Genomic DNA, 17,810 nt, shown 5'->3' with positions numbered 1-17,810 from the left:
AATTCCTCTTAAATAACTATTGCGCAACTGAGCAATGCAAACCTAATTGCCTAGCCTGCGCATCTAACTCACTAAATTCTTCTAATAATGTTTGGCAATCTTCTATCTGAGTAACCGTTTTACTTCTTGCTCCAAGCACCAACATGGCCAACGCCAAATATTGATCACCTGCACAGTCTAATTCCCCTCCCTGTGGAACACCGCCATCAATCCTCAAACAACCACTTTCAACTTGAGCATTCACCTGCACTAAATTACAAGCCTCTACCAAAGCCAATACTCTATCTTCGTGATAATACGGAAGCTGCCCAATACCTTCGATTCTAGATTCACCTTTGGCATAAGCCGCTGCGACACATAGTAACGGCATGAGCGTTCTTAACTGACAGGTCTGATCAACAGACAATTGAAACGCTGACAACTCGGCAAAACGCACCAACACCTGCCCTTCATACAAACCAGCAGCATTTCTATCGGGCAATTCAATATCGGCTCCCATCTGTTTAAGCAAGGTAAAATAAGCAAAGGCTCTGGCATCCAAACCAAGGTTCGTCATCACTAATTCCGAACCAGGCAATAAGCTTGCAAGCAAGGCCATCCAAGCGCAGCTGTACATGTCCGCTACTATCTCAACATCCGTCGAGACGAGTTCACCCGATGCAACCGACACGGCCGTTTTCGAACGCGAAATCCTCACACCAAAACCTTGTAACAAGACTTCCATTTGCGTCACGTCTTCTGGCGCTTCGGTCAAATTCGCCTCTTGCTCAGCAAACAAACAAGCCATAAAGGCACTAACGATTAACTTTTGTGAAGCTCCTTCTAAACTTAGAGAAAAAGCAGCCTGTTGCGTCGGACACATTTTTACCGGCAAACAATCCTTTCTCTCAAACTCAAGCTCAGTTCCCATCGCTCTCATTAAATCGAATACATCCGCTCGCACGTGATTTAAAAGAGGATCATCGGCTGTTACAGAAACCACGAAAGGCTGCCCAGCCAAAACAGGCAACAATACATATAAACTTAATTCAGATTGATGCAAATTAATCGGGGCTATTGGCGCTTTCAAACCTCGCAAACCAACACCATGAACCCGTAACGAGCTCTCGGATAAGGTTTCGATCACCACCCCCATGTCTCGTAGCGCTTGAATCGTGACGCGAACCCCACCATCCAAACAAACATTGGTCAAATGACTCACGCCTCTTGAAAGCGCAGCCATAGTAATCGCAATATGTGACAAGGATTTGTCACCTGGCAAAGAAACCTTGCCTTTTATGACAGAGGCCGGCAAAACCGACAAAGAAACCGAGCTGGTATCTTTTTGCGGTGCAATAGTACGCTGTTCAAGCAACCTTAAGAAATGATCTCGAGCAGACTTTGCGCGAGTAAAGACACCAAACATACTTGCGCCATCACCTTGCTCAATCGCATCACGCATATCAGCCAAACGCTCGGTAAACTGATCCAGCGTCGCCAAGGTAGCGTCTTTATTGGCTAAGAATACATCTCGCCACATCACAGGGTCACTGGAAGCAATTCGCGTAAAATCACGAAAACCGCCCGCAGCAAATTTAAACACATCCTGGCTTCGATCACTGTTCGCCAATGCATCAACCAAGGTATAGGCCAATAAATGAGGCAAATGACTAGACGACGCCAACACATGATCATGGTGATCAACGTCCATGCTCACGACATCCGCTCCAATCGCCCGCCACAATCGATGCAAACGATCCACCAACACAGGATCACTATCGGCAACAGGCGTAACAATCGCCATGTGCTTTTCAAACAACTGAGGATTGGCTGCCAACACACCACTTTTCTCTGCGCCAGCAATTGGATGACCTGGAATAAAGTTAGCCGGCATACAACCAAACACCGTCACCGCAGCCTCAACCACACTACCTTTGGTTGAACCAACATCGGTCAACAAGGTATGAGCAGCAAGATACGGTTTGATTTCGGCCAACACAGACGCCATAGCTCGCACCGGTGTCGCCAACACAATCACATCCATTTGAGCTATGAATTGCTCAGTTAATTCAGCTGGGTAATCAATTACCCCTGTCGAAACCCCTAAAGCCAACTCACCTTCACGGCGGTCAACCGCATAAAGCTCCGCTAACCCTCTTTCTTTTAACGCTTTCGCGAAAGAGCCACCAATCATTCCTAAGCCAACAATCATGACTTTGCCAAATGGAAGTTGGTCGTGTTTCAACCGATTTTCTGTCAACTTAAATTCATCCATGACCAATTACAGCACCGCCACAGGATAAGATCCCAATACTTTTACTTCAGACGCACGGCCTCGCAGCTCATCAATGACGGCACGACACGCTTCATCTTGATGATGACCGACAAAATCAATGTAAAAGATATAACCCCAACGACTCATTAAGGAAGGACGTGTCTCTAGGCGAGTCATATCGACGTCATGACGCTCAAACGCTTCCAACAAATGATACAAAGCCCCTGGTTCATTTTTCGCGCTGATCAATAAAGAAGTTTTGTCTTTTCCACTTGGTGGCACATCTTGAGAACCAACAATCAAGAACCGAGTGGTATTATCAGGGTGATCCTCAATGTTAGAAGACGCTTTCACCAAACTGTATAACTCACAGGCCACTTCACCGGCAATCGCCGCAATGGCACGGCCACTTAGACCCGCTTCTGATGCCAGTCGCGCCGCCTCGGCATTCGAGCTTACAGCGACACGTTCAACATGCGGCCAATAACGATCCAACCAAGCACGACACTGAGCCAAAGACTGCTGATGAGAATAAATGTGCGTCACATCATCCGCATTTACATTTGGACTTAACAATAAATGATGATGAATGCGCTCTTCCACCTCACCACAAATTTTCAATTGCGAATCACGGAAGGTATCCAAAGTATGATTCACCACACCTTCGGTAGAATTTTCAACCGGCACGACACCATAGTTAGCTGCGCCAGACTCCACTTCACGAAACACTTCATCAATCGCCGCCATTGGCGCGCTGATGATGGATTTACCAAAGTGCTTTAATGCCGCCTGCTGAGTAAAGGTTCCTTCCGGGCCTAAAAAAGCAATACGCATTGGTTTTTCTAACGCCAAACATGAAGACATAACCTGACGAAAAATTTTCGCCATTTCTTCATTGCCAAGCGGCCCTTCATTTCGCTCCATAACGCGACGAAGCACCTGCGCTTCACGCTCAGGACGATAAAATACGACCGCCTCATCTCCCTGATCAGCCAGCTTAACTTCGGCCACTTTTTCGGCACATCGAGCTCGCTCATTGATAAGAGATTGAATCTGAGAATCAATACTGTCAATGCGATCACGCAATAAAGGCAATGTCGTAGGCACAGCCTGCTTAGAATTAGACATAAACTTACCCGTAACGTTTCTCAAAAGCTTTCATGAAATCAATTAACGCCTCAACCCCTTCCATTGGCATGGCATTGTATATACTGGCACGCATGCCACCAACAGAACGATGCCCTGCTAACGTTCGCAGACCAGCAGCGTCCGATTCTTCCAAGAAACGCGCTTCAAGCGAGTCATCCGCCAGAGTAAAAGGCACATTCATACGAGAACGAAAAGCAGGGTCAATCGGGTTAGCATAAAAAGCACTTTGATCAATGTAATCATAAAGTGTTTGTGCTTTTTTCTTATTAATTGCTTCCATAGCCTCAACGCCACCTTGCTCTTCCAACCACTCAAACACCAAATCCGCTAAGTAGATGGCGAAAGTTGGCGGTGTATTCACCATAGAATCGTGCTTGGCCAAATTGGCAAAATTCCAAATAGTCGGCAATTTATCATCACATCGCGCCAACAAATCCTTACGGATAATGCAAATTACAATCCCTGCAGGCCCCACGTTTTTCTGTGCGCCAGCGTAAATAACACCATATTTATTGACATCAATTTTGCGCGACAAAATCGTTGACGACAAATCCGCCACAATCGGCAAATCCGTTTCAGGCAAATCCGCAAACTCTAACCCGCCAATGGTTTCATTTGAACACAAGTGTAAATACGCAGCCGATTCATCCAATGCTAACTGATCAAAGTTTGGCACACTGGTGTAGTTATCCGATTTACTTGATCCCACCACCTTTACATTGGTGTATTTTTTAGCTTCGTTAATTGCTTTCGTTGACCAAGCACCAGTGTCTAGATAACAAGCCGAATCATAGCCACTGGTCAAGTTCGCTGGAATTTGAGCAAACATAGTGGAAGCACCACCCTGAACAAACAATATTTCGTAGTCATCGCCAATCTCTAACAAGCGCTTTAGGCGTGCTTTTGTAGACGCTAAGATTGACATAAACTCTGTACTACGGTGACTCATCTCCATGACAGAAACACCAGCACCATGCCAATCCAACAACTCGGCTTGGGCTTTTTTCAAAACTGCCTCTGGAAGCGCCGCTGGACCAGAACAAAAATTGTACACTCGACTCATCCCGTGTTTACCTCTACAAATCAGGATCCAATCTAAACAAAAGCGACGCATCAAGTGCGCCGCTTTATTACTACTTAATCTTCTGCTGCGTCGGGCTCTTCAGCGGCCGCCGCTTGATTATCTGTCTCAGGCGCCTGTTGCTCGTCATCTTCGTCTTCACCTTCCTCGTCTTCTTCGACGCGAACGACACCAACCAGGTGCTCGTCATTGGTTAAACGAATCAATGTCACACCTTGGGTATTACGCCCCTGACAAGACACTTCGCTGACACGAGTACGCACCAAGGTACCTTGATCCGTAATCAACATGATCTCATCGGTTTCCTCGACCTGAGTCGCACCGACTACTGGGCCGTTACGATCAGAGACCTGAATACCGATAACACCTTGACCACCACGACCATAAACTGGGAAATCATCCACTAAGGTACGCTTACCGTAACCATTCTCACAAGCCATCAGCACAGCCGCGCCTTCTTGAGGAACAATTAGAGAAACCACTTTCGCACCTTCTCCTAGACGAATACCACGAACACCAGCGGCAGTACGGCCCATTGCTCGAACATCCCCTTCAGAGAAACGAATGGTCTTACCTGAGCTTGAAACCAACATAATGTCGTCTTCGCCAGAGGTTTGCGCCACACCAACCAAAGCATCGGTTTCATCTAAATTCAGCGCAATCAACCCCGTCGAACGTGGGCGAGCAAAATGCTCCATCGCCGTTTTCTTAACCGTACCATTGGCCGTCGCCATAAAGATGTAGCTGCTTGCTTCTTGCACATCTTCTTCATCATCAGAATCATTTTTTTCTGGTGCTGTTAATGGCAACAAGGCAGAAACATGCTCCCCTTCTGCCAATGGCAATAAGTTCACAATCGGACGACCTTTCGAAGAACGACTGGCCACCGGAATCTCAAACACACGCAACCAATACACTTTACCAAAGTTGGTAAACAGCATGACGGTGTCATGACTGCTGGTCACCAATAGGTGATTAATGTGATCTTCTTCCTTCATAGCTGACGCTGACTTACCACGACCACCGCGACGCTGAGCTTTGTATTCCTCAAGCGGCTGTGATTTGGCATAACCCGTGTCTGAAATGGTCACTACCATAGGCGCTTCATCGATCAAATCAGCAATTGTCAGATCCTGGCGTGACGTTAAAATCTCTGTACGACGAACATCGCCGAACATTTCACGCACTTCTTCCAACTCTTCACGGATCACTTCCATTAGGCGCATTGGATTCGACAAAATCTCCAACAGCTCACCGATCAAATCAATCAATGAACGGTATTCGTCCATTAATTTTTCATGTTCCAGCCCCGTTAAACGGTGCAAACGCAAATCCAAAATAGCTTGAGCCTGCTCTGGAGATAAATGATAAGTACCATCTACAAAACCAAACTCTGGGGCTAAATCATCAGGACGACACGCGTCAGAACCGGCACGTTCAAGCATCGCCATGACGTTGCCTGGCTGCCATGATTCTGCAACCAATTTTTCTTTCGCTTCCGCCGAGGTTGGTGAGTTTCGAATCAGCTCGATCACACGATCAATATTCGCCAGCGCCACAGCCAAACCTTCAAGGATATGACCACGCTCGCGAGCTTTACGTAATTCAAAAATAGTTCGGCGAGTAACCACTTCACGGCGGTGCTTAACGAAACATTCCAAAATTTGCTTCAAGTTAAGCAATTGTGGACGACCATCAACCAAGGCCACCATATTCATACCGAATACAGACTGCAGTTGAGTTTGAGTGAAAATATTGTTGACCACCACATCTGGATTCTCACCACGACGCAGTTCAATCACGATGCGCATACCGTCTTTATCAGACTCATCACGCAGCTCACTAATACCTTCAAGCTTTTTGTCTTTTACCAGCTCAGCAATTTTTTCAATCACTTTCGCTTTATTAAGCTGGTATGGAATTTCAGTGAAGACGATGGACTGACGATTGCCTTTTTCCATGTCCTCAATGTGGTGGCGAGCACGCATGTAAATACGGCCACGACCTGTTTTGTAGGCTTCAATAATACCAGCACGGCCATTAATGAAGGCCCCTGTTGGAAAATCAGGTCCTGGAATGCGCTCAATCAATTCATCGATTGTAATGTCATTATTATCAATGACAGCCAAACAACCATCGATCACTTCACCTAGATTATGTGGTGGGATATTAGTGGCCATACCAACAGCGATACCAGCCGAACCGTTTACTAACAGTCCAGGTACACGTGCAGGCAAGACCTCAGGCATGAACTCAGTACCGTCGTAGTTAGGTACAAAGTCGACCGTTTCCTTCTCTAAATCCATAAGAAGATGATGAGAAATCTTCTCCATACGGATCTCGGTGTAACGCATCGCCGCGGCACTATCACCATCAACAGAACCAAAGTTTCCTTGGCCATCGACTAGGGTGTAGCGCATGGAAAATGGTTGCGCCATACGGACTATCGTATCGTAAACCGCGGAGTCACCATGAGGGTGATATTTACCGATTACGTCACCAACGATACGCGCTGATTTTTTATACGGTTTATTCCAATCATTTTTAAGCTCATTCATCGCAAATAGAACACGACGGTGAACAGGTTTTAACCCATCTCGTACATCTGGTAATGCTCGACCCACGATAACACTCATCGCATAATCGAGATAAGACCCTTTAAGTTCATTCTCGATACTGACGGGAATAATTTCTTTGGCTAATTCACCCATAGATACAATCGATCCTTATGCCTCGTAAGCCCGAAGGGCTTCCTAATATCTTTTTTTATAAGCGCCGCATTATACCACAAGGAAATAAATAACACCCCTTCCAGTCGGATGTTTTGTTGCCTATTCGTGTAATTATGATCTCTCTGCCATTTTGCCCCGTAAAATTCTTTGTCTGGGGTCAAAATGTCATGCATGAAAAGTGCAAAACAAGAATTGTTATTGGTCTCTATAAAGTCTTGACGCTATACTTATTCCAATGACTACAGGTGGGCTTTCTTTCAACCCCTTAACCGCACAATAACCTGAGTCCAACCCACCGGACGTATCAATCATCCAATGTATATAAGGCATATCCATGACAACGAACACTCAACAAACTAACGTCGATCTTGATGAAGTCGCCAAATTTGAAGCGCTAGCCAGTCGTTGGTGGGACACCGAAAATGAATTCAAACCATTACACGACATCAACCCTCTACGCACAAACTACATTAATGAACGCGCTGGCCTAGAAGGTAAAAAAATCATCGACATCGGCTGTGGCGGCGGCATTCTGTCAGAAGCCATGGCTCAGCACGGCGCTCAGGTGAAAGGCATTGATATGGGCGAAGCGCCATTGGCTGTTGCCAAGCTTCACTTAGAAGAATCCAACTTAGAGATTGATTACGAGCGCATCACAGCGGAACAGATAGCCGAGCGTGAAGCAGGACAATACGACGTGGTGACCTGTTTAGAAATGCTTGAGCATGTACCAGACCCGGCCTCGGTTATCCGTGCCTGCATGACGTTGGTCAAACCAGGCGGACATGTATTCTTCTCGACCATCAACCGCAATCCGAAAGCGTATTTATTTGCCATCATTGGTGCAGAGTACATTCTCAACATGCTGCCAAAAGGGACACACGACTACGCCAAATTCATTCAGCCAGCCGAACTAAACAACTACGCCAGAAAGGCGGGACTAGAAGTTCAGCATATGACTGGGATGACCTACAACCCGCTAACGAAAGTCTACAAACTCACCGACAAAGACGTGTCCGTTAACTACTTAATGCACACCCAAAAACCCACCGCCTAACACAAGGCACAAGGAGGAGATATGTTCGATTATCAAGCCCCAAGCCAACTACTATCAGGCAAAATCATTCTAGTCACAGGCGCAGGAGACGGCATTGGTAAAGCCGCCTCACTCACCTACGCAAAACACGGTGCTACGGTTATCTTATTAGGCCGTACGATAAAGAAGCTAGAAGCGGTTTATGACGAGATCGAACGCAATGGTAACCCACAAGCCGCTATCGTCCCACTTAATCTAGATGGCGCTTCTGAGCACGAATACTTAGAGCTGGCCAACACTTTAAAAAGCGAGTTCAGTCAGCTCGATGGCATTTTACACAACGCCAGTTTGCTGGGAGACAGAACCGAACTGAAACACTATGATCCCACACTTTTCGATCAAGTCATGCGCGTCAATGTCATGAGCCAGCTCATGCTGACACAAGCTCTTTTCCCATTACTAGAGCAGTCTCCAGCCGCTTCCATTATCTTTACGTCTTCTGGAGTAGGTCGTACTGCCAAACCTAAATGGGGTGCTTATGCCGTCTCTAAATTCGCCACAGAAGCCATGATGGAATTATTTGCCAATGAGCTTACTGACAGCAACCCCAATATCCGCGCCAACGCCATTAATCCTGGCGCCACCAGAACCGCCATGCGCGCGTCAGCTTATCCAAACGAAGACCCACAAACCCTCCCAACTGCCGACGACATCATGCCTCTTTACCTTTACCTAATGGGTAAAGACAGCCTGACAATCAACGGTCAATCCATCAATGCGCAATAAATAATTCGTAATTTCAGCAATGGGGGCATTCTCCCCCATTGCATCCATTCTGCGGCATCAGTTAACCTGAAGTCATGACCAAAGCCGTAACTTTCATTTGTTTTCTTTTTAGCCTTTCCTATAGTTGTGCTCTATTTTCAGCACAAGAAACAAAGACGCCCGAAACATCGTCCGAAAACGCTTTAACAAAAGATACTACTTTAACAAGCGGCACCCTCACGCCTGCCCCCCCTCTTCCTCAGAACATCATTTCCGACCACACAGGCACTCTAAATAACAATTCAGACGCTCTAAGTGATAACTCAGTCACGTTAAACGGCAACACAGAAAACCATCAAACTTCCGACACAATGGACAAGCAAAAACCGACAAAGGATAAAGAGACAAACCTTGTCGTTCACGACACCTTGATCGGTAAAATTGAAGAAATCCCACATAAAAGCCGCACTGATCAGAGCAACTATCATTTCATCACCCTCTCTAACGGACTGAAAGTGACGCTCGTCAGCGACCCGCAAGCCGAAAAGTTTGCCGCCTCACTGTCTGTAAAGGTAGGCAGCTTTCAGGACCCAAACAAGCAACTTGGACTGGCTCACCTAGTGGAGCATATGCTGTTTCTTGGCACCGAAAAATACCCCAAATCTGGTGATTACCAACACTACATCCACGACCACGCTGGAACACACAATGCTTACACCAGCACAGACACCACCAACTTCTTTTTTGACGTCAAACCATCTGCCTATGAAGGGGCTCTAGATAGATTTTCACAATTTTTTATTGCCCCCTTGTTTAGCGAGTCATTAACCCAGAGGGAAAAAAATGCTGTCGATGCGGAATATAAAGCCAAAATCAAAACGGACAGCCGTCGTAACAATCAAGCTTTAAAAACACTTATCAACCCAAAGCACCCCTACAGTCGCTTTACGGTGGGAAACTTAAAAACCCTCAAAGACAGACCCAAGCACCCTCTAAGAGAACAAGTGCTCAACCTATACAAACAACACTATTACGCTGAAAACATGGCCTTAGTCCTAGTTGCCAACCTAGCTCATGAACCACTGGCCAAGCTTGCACAACACTATTTCTCTAACATTCCCAAACAGACCAAACAGACCAAACAGACCAAACAGCCCGTTTTAGTTGAGACCTACCCAGACTTAATCAAGACCAACTTAGAACAACCAAAATTGCAATTTGTGCGCTCTTTCTCTGATCGCAACAGCGTTCGTTTTCACTATCAAATTCCAGCACAAGGACAGAACTACAAAACTCAACCCACACGCTACCTGTCCTATGTTTTAGGTAACGAAAACAAGCAATCCCTCTATTCAACTCTAAAGAACGAAGACTTAATCACCAGCATCTCAGCCTCAACAAGTAAAGACTATGGTCATAATGCTTTTTTCACGGTGAGCATTAACCTGACAAATAAGGGCATGACACAAATAAACCAGGTAGCGAAACATTTTTTCGCAAGCATTAGCTTACTTAAATCCTCCCCAGTTAACCCCATGTACCTTGATGAAGGGTTAAAATTAAGCCGCTTAATGTTTAACAATCAAAGCTATGTTCCGCCGATTCGACTCGCCCGCGCACTTTCTTCACGTATGTTAACCGTAGATACTATGGATCTACTTGGCAGTTATAGAGTGGAAAAAACCGCCACGCAAGAAGAGGTTCAAGCGCTTTTAAAGCACCTCACCCCTAACAATCTACTAATACAAATCGCCAGCCAACAAAACTTCCCTGAAAAATGGGCCGCCGAACCTTCTCACTGGCTAGAAGAACCCTGGTATCAAACGAATTACAGCAACCACCATTTTAGCCAAGCCTTTCTGAACATGATGAGTTTGGCCGTAAAAAACACATTTGTTAGCCTTCCACAAAAAAACCTTTTTATCCCCAACACCCTTGAGCTGGTAGACGAAAAAGACGATAAACCAACACCAATATTTGAAAAGCAAGGCTTTCGCTTCTGGCATAAATCCGATCCAAGTTTTAACAAACCAACGGCAATGAATTTTTTAGCCATCCGCTTTGATCATGCAAGCGATACCGCCAAACACATCCTAGCCAATCGATTATGGACACGATTGTTCAATGCCAGCATCAGCGAAGCTACCTACTCACCCTACGTTGCTGGCCTGGGTTACAGCTTCTACCCACATGCTAACGGCGTCACCATTCGTACCAACGGCTACTCAGACAAACAAGACGAGTACTTAACTTGGTTAGTCGATCAACTGTTTCTCTATCGCCCCAACCTAGAAAAATTCGAACAGGCAAAACAACAGTTAGCAACAGACTTTAAAAACCAGCAAAACCGACAAGCTTTCCGCAATGCCAACACAGCGTTCAACACACTCATCACTAAAAACAGCCACACCACAGAAACCCTCAAACAAGCCCTGCAAGCCTTGCCCTTTAGCGACTACAAAAACTTCATTAAACACGCCAGAGAAAGCTTTAACATAGTGGCTTACAGTACTGGCAACGTCACTAAAGCAAACACTGAAAAACTGGCCGAAACCCTATACCAGCGTTTCACTGGTCGCCTTGTTGATCGCACACCAGTCAAGATCAAAACCAAGAACATTCTTCCGCACCAAAGACTTCATGCGCCTTTCACCTCCAGCAGTGACGACAACGTTATTCTCTATACCCTGATCGACACTAGCCATCAAGGACAGGAGGAAACCCCCGCCTCAATTGCTCAAAAGTGTTACTTCACCTTACTCAACACCTTAATAAAAAGTGCTTTCTATCAAGAACTCAGAACGGAAAAGCAAATGGGCTATATTGTCGGCACACAAAATTTAAGCATCCGCAGCACACCTATTTTAGGCTTGTTGGTGCAATCCCCAAATAAAGACAACTTAACCCTAATCAGAGCCATTGAGAGCTTCTTAGACAAACAAGAAATCAAACTGAAAAATTTAACAGACGAAGCGTTTTTAGTGGCAAAAAATGCCATGCTGACGGACGTCACACGAGAAGCAAAAACGCTAAGTGAAAACGCCTTAAAGGAATGGCCTCAGATCGCCAAATCCGAACCAAATTTTAAAACCAAGGAAGAATGGATTGAGGCTGTAGAAAAAATTAAAAAGGAGGATTTTGTGCGCTTTATAAAGCAGAAAATTGAGTCCGAGCAGATCACTCGAATTATAGTGCATAACAAGGCGTTTCCTGACGAGCTAAGCAACCAGCAACATTGGCAAGCAACGTCAGCCGCCTATCAGAGCCTCTAATTTCTTCTGCTTAGATTGCAATGACTCGCCTGCGCTACCAGAAGGGATGGGCGCAACATCTTGCCCAATTGGCGAAAAATCACCAATATCAGGCTTCACATCCTGATCTGAAATGGCATCACCACGCTCGTTTAAAAGACCAATTTCAGGCATCATACGTAACCTTCTATTCTCGATCTCTTCCGGCACATTCCCTGTAAACAAAACAGTAAAGGGTGCGTCTTTGGTTCGCTGGTTAACCTCGTCGTAAATCTCTTGCTCTCGCTGAGAAATGGCATTTTCTTCTAAATAAGAAGAGGTTGAAGCATTCGCCGAGACCACCACATTTGGCTTACGCTCTTCAGGTGCTTTATCAACTGGAATAATCGACACCTCATCTTTTGAGCTGAGAACCACTTGATGCTCAGCCCGGATCACCTGATTGCCGTAAATAATTTCCACAGGCTGGCGCTCGATCGTTTGCGCCAAAACAGCCGAGGAAAATACACACAACAGACAAAAAACAGGCTTCATAGTCTTACCAAGCAAATCCAATAACCACACTATAAGAGATAAACAGACAATAAAAAAGGAGTTCAGATTACCTCTGAACTCCTTTTATCGGAATGCATCCTAATAGCTTGAGCGAATTACAGAGTAATCACTTCAAAATCCGCTACCGGATTCACATCCGCTTCATAATCCACACCATCGATACCAAAACCAAACAACTTCAGGAATTCATCTTTGTAGAGTTGGTAATCGGTTTTCGCAAACAAGTTCTCATCATTTACTTGTGGCCAAAGATCACGACATGCCTGTTGCACGTCATCACGTAATTCCCAATCATCCAGACGCAGGCGATTAGTGTCATCGGTTAATTCCGTAGGGTTATGGTTATTGAATAAGCGCTCTGCAAACATGCGATAAATTTGATCCATACAACCTTCATGCAGACCTTTTTCACGCATTACCTTGAACACCATGGCCAAGTACAATGGCATAACCGGAATGGCTGAAGACGCTTGCGTTACCACAGACTTAAGAACCGCCACATTTGCACCACCGTTAAGAGCTGACAATTCGGTATTGATGGCGGCTGAAGCACGATCCAAATCTTCTTTCGCTTTACCTAGGGCACCATGCCAGTAGATTGGCCAAGTGATATCAGAACCGATATAAGAGTAAGCAACAGTGCGAACGCCTTCCGCCAACACGCCCGCTTCCTGTAGCGCCGACATCCATAATTCCCAATCTTCACCACCCATTACTGTGGTGGTTGCGGCAATCTCTTCTTCTGTCGCCGGCTCAATTTCCGCTTCAATTATGACATCTTTGTTGGTATCAATAGCAGTAGAACGGTATGGCTGACCAATCGGCTTCAATACAGAACGAACCACTTCGCCTGTCTCAGGCAATTTACGAACTGGCGACGCCAATGAGTAAACCACCATATCAATTTGACCAAGGTCTTCCTTGATCAACTCAATCACTTTGTCACGGGCTTCGTTAGAGAATGCATCGCCATTGATGCTTTTCGCATACAGGCCTTCTTCTTTTGCCGCTTTATCAAATGCTGCCGCATTGTACCAACCGGCTGTGCCTGGCTTTTTCTCTGTCCCAGGTTTCTCAAAGAACACACCGATAGTCGCTGCACCTGAACCAAACGCGGCGGCAATACGCGAAGAAAGACCATAACCACTAGAAGAACCAATCACGAGTACTTTTTTAGGGCCATTTTCAATGGCACCATTTTTCTTTGTAAGCGCAATCTGCTCTCTTACATTTTGCTCACAGCCCACTGGATGAGTCGTTGTACAAATAAATCCACGAATTTTTGGTTTAATGATCATAGTATTTTCTCAACATCATGTTTTGCTTACGTCTTGCCTGTCAATCCCTTCACATGAGACAGGCAACACAAATGTGACCGCCATGATACAATAGCCGAAACAATATGTCCTGATTCTCGTTTAAATACAGAATCAAAAACTTCCTCCGTCGACATTGAAGAGATTCAAGTGCAAGTATTAGTGATTGGCTATGTTTGGCCAGAACCCAACTCCTCGGCTGCTGGCAGTCGCATGATGCAGTTACTGCAAAGCTTTTATAATCAAGCATGGCACATCACCTTTGCCAGTCCTGCGCAACTCAGCGACCATATGGCCGACCTCAGTCAACTTAACATCCAACAAGACCAGATCGAACTCAACAGCGATACCTTTGACCACTATATAGCTGACAAAAAACCAGACATTGTCATCTTCGATCGATTCATGATGGAAGAGCAATTTGGCTGGCGGGTGGAAAAATTCAGTCCTGATTCACTGCGCGTCTTAAATACGGAAGATCTACACTCGCTCAGGCAAGCCAGACACAATGCACTGAAAGCGCAACGTGAGTTCCAGCTTACCGACCTCTACAGCGAACAAGGCATACGCGAAATCGCCGCCATACACCGTTGTGATTTAACCCTAATGATTTCGGAGTTCGAAACCCAGTTATTAAAAGACAAGTTTCATGTGCCTGAGACGCACCTAATGCATTTGCCGTTTATGCTGGACACCCCAACTGAAGTCGAAGAACTTGTTGCCTTTGACCAGCGCCAACACTTCATCAGCATAGGCAACTTTCGCCACGCACCAAATTGGGATGCGGTACTGCAATTAAAAACGCAAATTTGGCCCAAGATACGTCAACGGCTACCACAGGCTGAACTGCATATTTACGGCGCTTACCCGCCCCCTAAAGCCACCCAACTGCATAACCCCAAACAAGGGTTTCATATTAAAGGTTGGGCAGAGGACGCCAAAAAAGTTATGGCAAGCGCTCGAATCTGCTTAGCGCCTTTGCGTTTTGGTGCCGGCATTAAAGGTAAACTAGTCGAAGCCATGGAAGTCGGAACACCGAGCATTACCACTCATGTTGGCGCTGAATCCATGCATGGTGAATGGCCTTGGAACGGCATAATTACAGACGATATGGATGAGTTTATTCATGCCGCCGTGTCACTCTATGAAGACCAACAAAGCTGGCAACTGTTGCAGAAAAATGGTTTGCAGATTTTACAAGCTCGCTATCAAGCCAGTGAATGGGAAGGCAAATTGATCAATCGATTGACGCGACAAATTCAGCTCAAAACGCCATTACGCCAACAACACTTTTTAGGGCTCATGCTCAGGCATCACAGCTTAAAAAGTACGCAATATATGTCACAATGGATTGAGTTGAAAAACAAACAGGACTCATCACCACGAACGAGTGATTAGGATTGACTCACAAACTGGCTGGCCGCTTCTCGCTCGCGCACTTTCTCCATGACCGCTTGTTGAGATGCAACATCCAGCCGTCCCCATTGACTGATTTCATGGCCAGTTCGATAGCAGCCAACACACACATCATCATCGTTTAGGTAACACACATTAACGCACGGGGATGGCACCTTGTTTTCATTATGATCCATTGGTGTCTCCAGCCAATACAGGGGAAAGCTTGCACCCTAACCAGTTTCGCTGATCAAGGTGCCAAGCCATTTAATACTCGGCGTTATGATAAACGCGCTGAACATCGTCTAGGTCATTCAACAAATCAAGGAAACGGTCGAATTGCTCAACATCATCACCTGAAATTTCGGTCATATTCTGAGCCACAAATTGAATTTCATCCACATCAAATTCAACCTCACCAAACGCATCCGTTAAGGCGGTTTTTGCTTTAGCGTATTCCGTGTTTGGTGCGAACACAGTGACTTTGCCATCTTCCAATTCGATGTCAGTCACATCCACATCGGCCATCATCAAGGCTTCTAACACAGCCTCTTCGTCATCACCGTTGAAGACAAAAATCGCGCTATGATCAAACATGTGACTCACACTGCCCTGACCACCAATCTTACACTTCACCTTGTTAAAGCAAGTACGCACGTCACCAAAGGTACGGTTTGGGTTATCCGAAAGGCAATCCACAATGACCATGGTGTTACCCGGACCAAAGCCTTCGTATCGCGCCGTATCAAAATCTTCTCCACCACCGCCTTTGGCTTTATCAATTGCTTTATCGATAACATGCGTTGGCACCTGATCTTTCTTCGCGCGATCAATCAATGAGCGCAGCGCAAGATTACCATTTGGATCAATACCACCGGACTTGGCACAAACATAAATTTCACGGCCGTATTTACTGTAAACCTTGGCTTTTTGGTCAGAAGTTTTTGCCATGGACTCTTTGCGATTTTGAAAGGCTCTGCCCATTACTTATTCCTATTGTTTACCCATTTAAAAGAAAGATTCTAACTCGTACCACCAGAAGAAGGAACTCCAACAGATAGATAAAACACCCACTCTGCTGATGTTAATCGGTCGTTGAGCCAGAATCACTTACGACTTGTTAGGCATTAACAAGGCGTCAAATTGCTTATCTTTCTGTAGCCATAATGCATTGACCCATTGCTGAAAATGGTGTCGATAGTCAGCATCATTCTGGTAGTCACCCAGTAAATTTAAATCGATTGGCATGGTACGAACATGCACCTTAATCTCTTCCACCTTGCCCGATAGATACTGAAAAAAGCTCGGAGCGCCATTTGGATAGACAATGGTGACATCAATTAATTGGTGCAACTTGCCATCCATTGCATTTAATGCGAACGACAAACCGCCCGCTTTTGGCATCAACAAATGCTTAAATGGACTGTTTTGTTGCTGATATTTATCGGCGGTGAAACGCGTTCCTTCCAAAAAATTCATAATAGACACAGGAAAATGCTGAAACTTCTCACACGCCTTCTTTGTCACTTCTATGTCTTTGCCTTTTAACTCAGGGTGCCTCTTTAACAATGCTGGGCTATAGCGCTTCATGAAAGGAAACTCTAACGCCCACCAAGCCAAGCCAATGAATGGCACCCAGATCAGCTCTTTCTTCAAAAAGAATTTAATAAACGGGATACGGCGATTAAACAGTCGCTGCAAAACCAATATATCCACCCAAGATTGATGGTTGGCCACCAACATGTACCAGTCTTTTTTGAGCAAGTCTTGTTGACCAGATATGACAATATGAGATCGGCCAAAATAACCTTGATTTAAATTGTTTACCCCAATCCAGAAGGTCGCAATATGATCCAATAATAAATTCAAACGAGCCCGAATGGATTCAATGGGCAAGAGGCACTTGATGATGGCTAAGATCATCACTGGTACAAAACAAAGCAAGGTATTGAAAATAATTAAAAGGAGCGAAAAAACGCCTCTAGCAAAGGAAAACATGGGCATAACAAAACTCTAAGGAATAAAATTAGGCGCATCATACTAGGGAAGGCACGAATAAGTCTACTAAGCCTCAGTCTTTCAGAGAAAGGTCTAAAAGACTGTATTCTTTGTTGAGCACCTCGCAATAGGCTAACTATTCACATTCGGCACTCGCCTCGAATAACAGGCTTTTATCCACATGCTGATACCTATATGGAGGTAGGTTATTAGGGCAATGCATAACCACAGGGATGTGGTGCAGTAGGGCAACGCAGGAGCGGTTGCCGAGGAGCGGT

General features: G+C 45.4%; 13 protein-coding genes. 4 read left to right on the top strand and 9 right to left on the bottom strand.

The window, feature by feature from the left end; translation table 11 throughout:
• Positions 1-16 precede the first annotated feature (16 nt).
• The 4 genes from MAR181_RS06145 to gyrA all read right to left on the bottom strand — a co-directional run bounded on the left by MAR181_RS06145 (position 17) and on the right by gyrA (position 7,195).
• Positions 17-2,239 carry a prephenate dehydrogenase/arogenate dehydrogenase family protein gene (locus tag MAR181_RS06145; RefSeq protein ID WP_245546217.1) on the bottom strand — a complete coding sequence of 741 codons (2,223 nt, stop codon included), beginning with the start codon at positions 2,237-2,239 and terminating at the stop codon, positions 17-19.
• Between the two features lie 21 nt (positions 2,240-2,260).
• Positions 2,261-3,382 carry a prephenate dehydratase gene (pheA, locus tag MAR181_RS06140; protein ID WP_013795735.1) on the bottom strand — a complete coding sequence of 374 codons (1,122 nt, stop codon included), beginning with the start codon at positions 3,380-3,382 and terminating at the stop codon, positions 2,261-2,263.
• Positions 3,383-3,386: 4 nt separating this feature from the next.
• On the bottom strand, positions 3,387-4,466 hold the full coding sequence (gene serC, locus MAR181_RS06135) for a 3-phosphoserine/phosphohydroxythreonine transaminase (protein WP_013795734.1): 1,080 nt from the start codon (positions 4,464-4,466) through the stop codon (positions 3,387-3,389).
• Between the two features lie 74 nt (positions 4,467-4,540).
• Positions 4,541-7,195 carry a DNA gyrase subunit A gene (gene gyrA / locus MAR181_RS06130; RefSeq protein ID WP_013795733.1) on the bottom strand — a complete coding sequence of 885 codons (2,655 nt, stop codon included), beginning with the start codon at positions 7,193-7,195 and terminating at the stop codon, positions 4,541-4,543.
• A gap of 355 nt (positions 7,196-7,550) precedes the next feature.
• On the opposite strand from gyrA, the gene ubiG reads away from it, so the two are divergent.
• The 3 genes from ubiG (at position 7,551) to MAR181_RS06110 (ending at position 12,289) form a co-directional block, all read left to right on the top strand.
• Positions 7,551-8,273, top strand: coding sequence for a bifunctional 2-polyprenyl-6-hydroxyphenol methylase/3-demethylubiquinol 3-O-methyltransferase UbiG (gene ubiG, locus MAR181_RS06120; RefSeq protein WP_013795732.1), 723 nt, complete (start codon positions 7,551-7,553; stop codon positions 8,271-8,273).
• 21 nt (positions 8,274-8,294) lie between these two features.
• Entirely contained in the window at positions 8,295-9,038 is a 744-nt protein-coding gene (locus tag MAR181_RS06115) for a YciK family oxidoreductase (protein ID WP_013795731.1), read from the top strand.
• 74 nt (positions 9,039-9,112) lie between these two features.
• Entirely contained in the window at positions 9,113-12,289 is a 3,177-nt protein-coding gene (locus MAR181_RS06110; RefSeq protein ID WP_013795730.1) for an insulinase family protein, read from the top strand.
• Here the strand turns inward: MAR181_RS06110 and MAR181_RS06105 are convergent.
• Positions 12,266-12,802, bottom strand: coding sequence for a hypothetical protein (locus MAR181_RS06105; RefSeq protein WP_013795729.1), 537 nt, complete (start codon positions 12,800-12,802; stop codon positions 12,266-12,268). The two genes, MAR181_RS06110 and MAR181_RS06105, sit on opposite strands and share 24 nt — an antisense overlap.
• A 116-nt stretch (positions 12,803-12,918) precedes the next feature.
• Positions 12,919-14,121, bottom strand: a complete 1,203-nt coding sequence (gene fabV, locus MAR181_RS06100; RefSeq protein WP_013795728.1) for an enoyl-ACP reductase FabV — start codon at positions 14,119-14,121, stop codon at positions 12,919-12,921.
• A 168-nt stretch (positions 14,122-14,289) separates the two neighbouring features.
• Here fabV and MAR181_RS06095 point away from each other — a divergent pair, with 168 nt between their 5' ends.
• A complete protein-coding gene (locus tag MAR181_RS06095; RefSeq protein ID WP_013795727.1) occupies positions 14,290-15,537 on the top strand; it encodes a glycosyltransferase in 1,248 nt (415 codons plus the stop codon).
• On the opposite strand, the gene MAR181_RS06090 is transcribed toward MAR181_RS06095, so the two are convergent.
• The 3 genes from MAR181_RS06090 to MAR181_RS06080 all read right to left on the bottom strand — a co-directional run bounded on the left by MAR181_RS06090 (position 15,534) and on the right by MAR181_RS06080 (position 17,538).
• Positions 15,534-15,731, bottom strand: a complete 198-nt coding sequence (locus MAR181_RS06090) for a DUF1289 domain-containing protein (protein WP_013795726.1) — start codon at positions 15,729-15,731, stop codon at positions 15,534-15,536. The two genes, MAR181_RS06095 and MAR181_RS06090, sit on opposite strands and share 4 nt — an antisense overlap.
• Before the next feature lie 70 nt (positions 15,732-15,801).
• Positions 15,802-16,518, bottom strand: coding sequence for a YebC/PmpR family DNA-binding transcriptional regulator (locus MAR181_RS06085; protein ID WP_013795725.1), 717 nt, complete (start codon positions 16,516-16,518; stop codon positions 15,802-15,804).
• 126 nt (positions 16,519-16,644) lie between these two features.
• Positions 16,645-17,538, bottom strand: a complete 894-nt coding sequence (locus MAR181_RS06080) for an acyltransferase (RefSeq protein ID WP_013795724.1) — start codon at positions 17,536-17,538, stop codon at positions 16,645-16,647.
• Between the last annotated feature and the right edge of the window lie 272 nt (positions 17,539-17,810).

The organism is Marinomonas posidonica IVIA-Po-181, from assembly GCF_000214215.1.
GTDB classification, from domain to species: domain Bacteria; phylum Pseudomonadota; class Gammaproteobacteria; order Pseudomonadales; family Marinomonadaceae; genus Marinomonas; species Marinomonas posidonica.
This window is presented reverse-complemented; position numbering and strand designations above follow the sequence as displayed.

What these genes read in the sequence shown, in the direction of transcription:
- MAR181_RS06105 (WP_013795729.1), bottom strand. Translation starts at nt 12,802, where the DNA reads ATGAAGCCTGTTTTTTGTCTGTTGTGTGTATTTTCCTCGGCTGTTTTG.
- MAR181_RS06080 (WP_013795724.1), bottom strand. Translation starts at nt 17,538, where the DNA reads ATGCCCATGTTTTCCTTTGCTAGAGGCGTTTTTTCGCTCCTTTTAATT.
- gyrA (WP_013795733.1), bottom strand. Translation starts at nt 7,195, where the DNA reads ATGGGTGAATTAGCCAAAGAAATTATTCCCGTCAGTATCGAGAATGAA.
- pheA (WP_013795735.1), bottom strand. Translation starts at nt 3,382, where the DNA reads ATGTCTAATTCTAAGCAGGCTGTGCCTACGACATTGCCTTTATTGCGT.
- fabV (WP_013795728.1), bottom strand. Translation starts at nt 14,121, where the DNA reads ATGATCATTAAACCAAAAATTCGTGGATTTATTTGTACAACGACTCAT.
- MAR181_RS06085 (WP_013795725.1), bottom strand. Translation starts at nt 16,518, where the DNA reads ATGGGCAGAGCCTTTCAAAATCGCAAAGAGTCCATGGCAAAAACTTCT.
- MAR181_RS06090 (WP_013795726.1), bottom strand. Translation starts at nt 15,731, where the DNA reads ATGGATCATAATGAAAACAAGGTGCCATCCCCGTGCGTTAATGTGTGT.
- serC (WP_013795734.1), bottom strand. Translation starts at nt 4,466, where the DNA reads ATGAGTCGAGTGTACAATTTTTGTTCTGGTCCAGCGGCGCTTCCAGAG.
- ubiG (WP_013795732.1), top strand. Translation starts at nt 7,551, where the DNA reads ATGACAACGAACACTCAACAAACTAACGTCGATCTTGATGAAGTCGCC.
- MAR181_RS06110 (WP_013795730.1), top strand. Translation starts at nt 9,113, where the DNA reads ATGACCAAAGCCGTAACTTTCATTTGTTTTCTTTTTAGCCTTTCCTAT.
- MAR181_RS06115 (WP_013795731.1), top strand. Translation starts at nt 8,295, where the DNA reads ATGTTCGATTATCAAGCCCCAAGCCAACTACTATCAGGCAAAATCATT.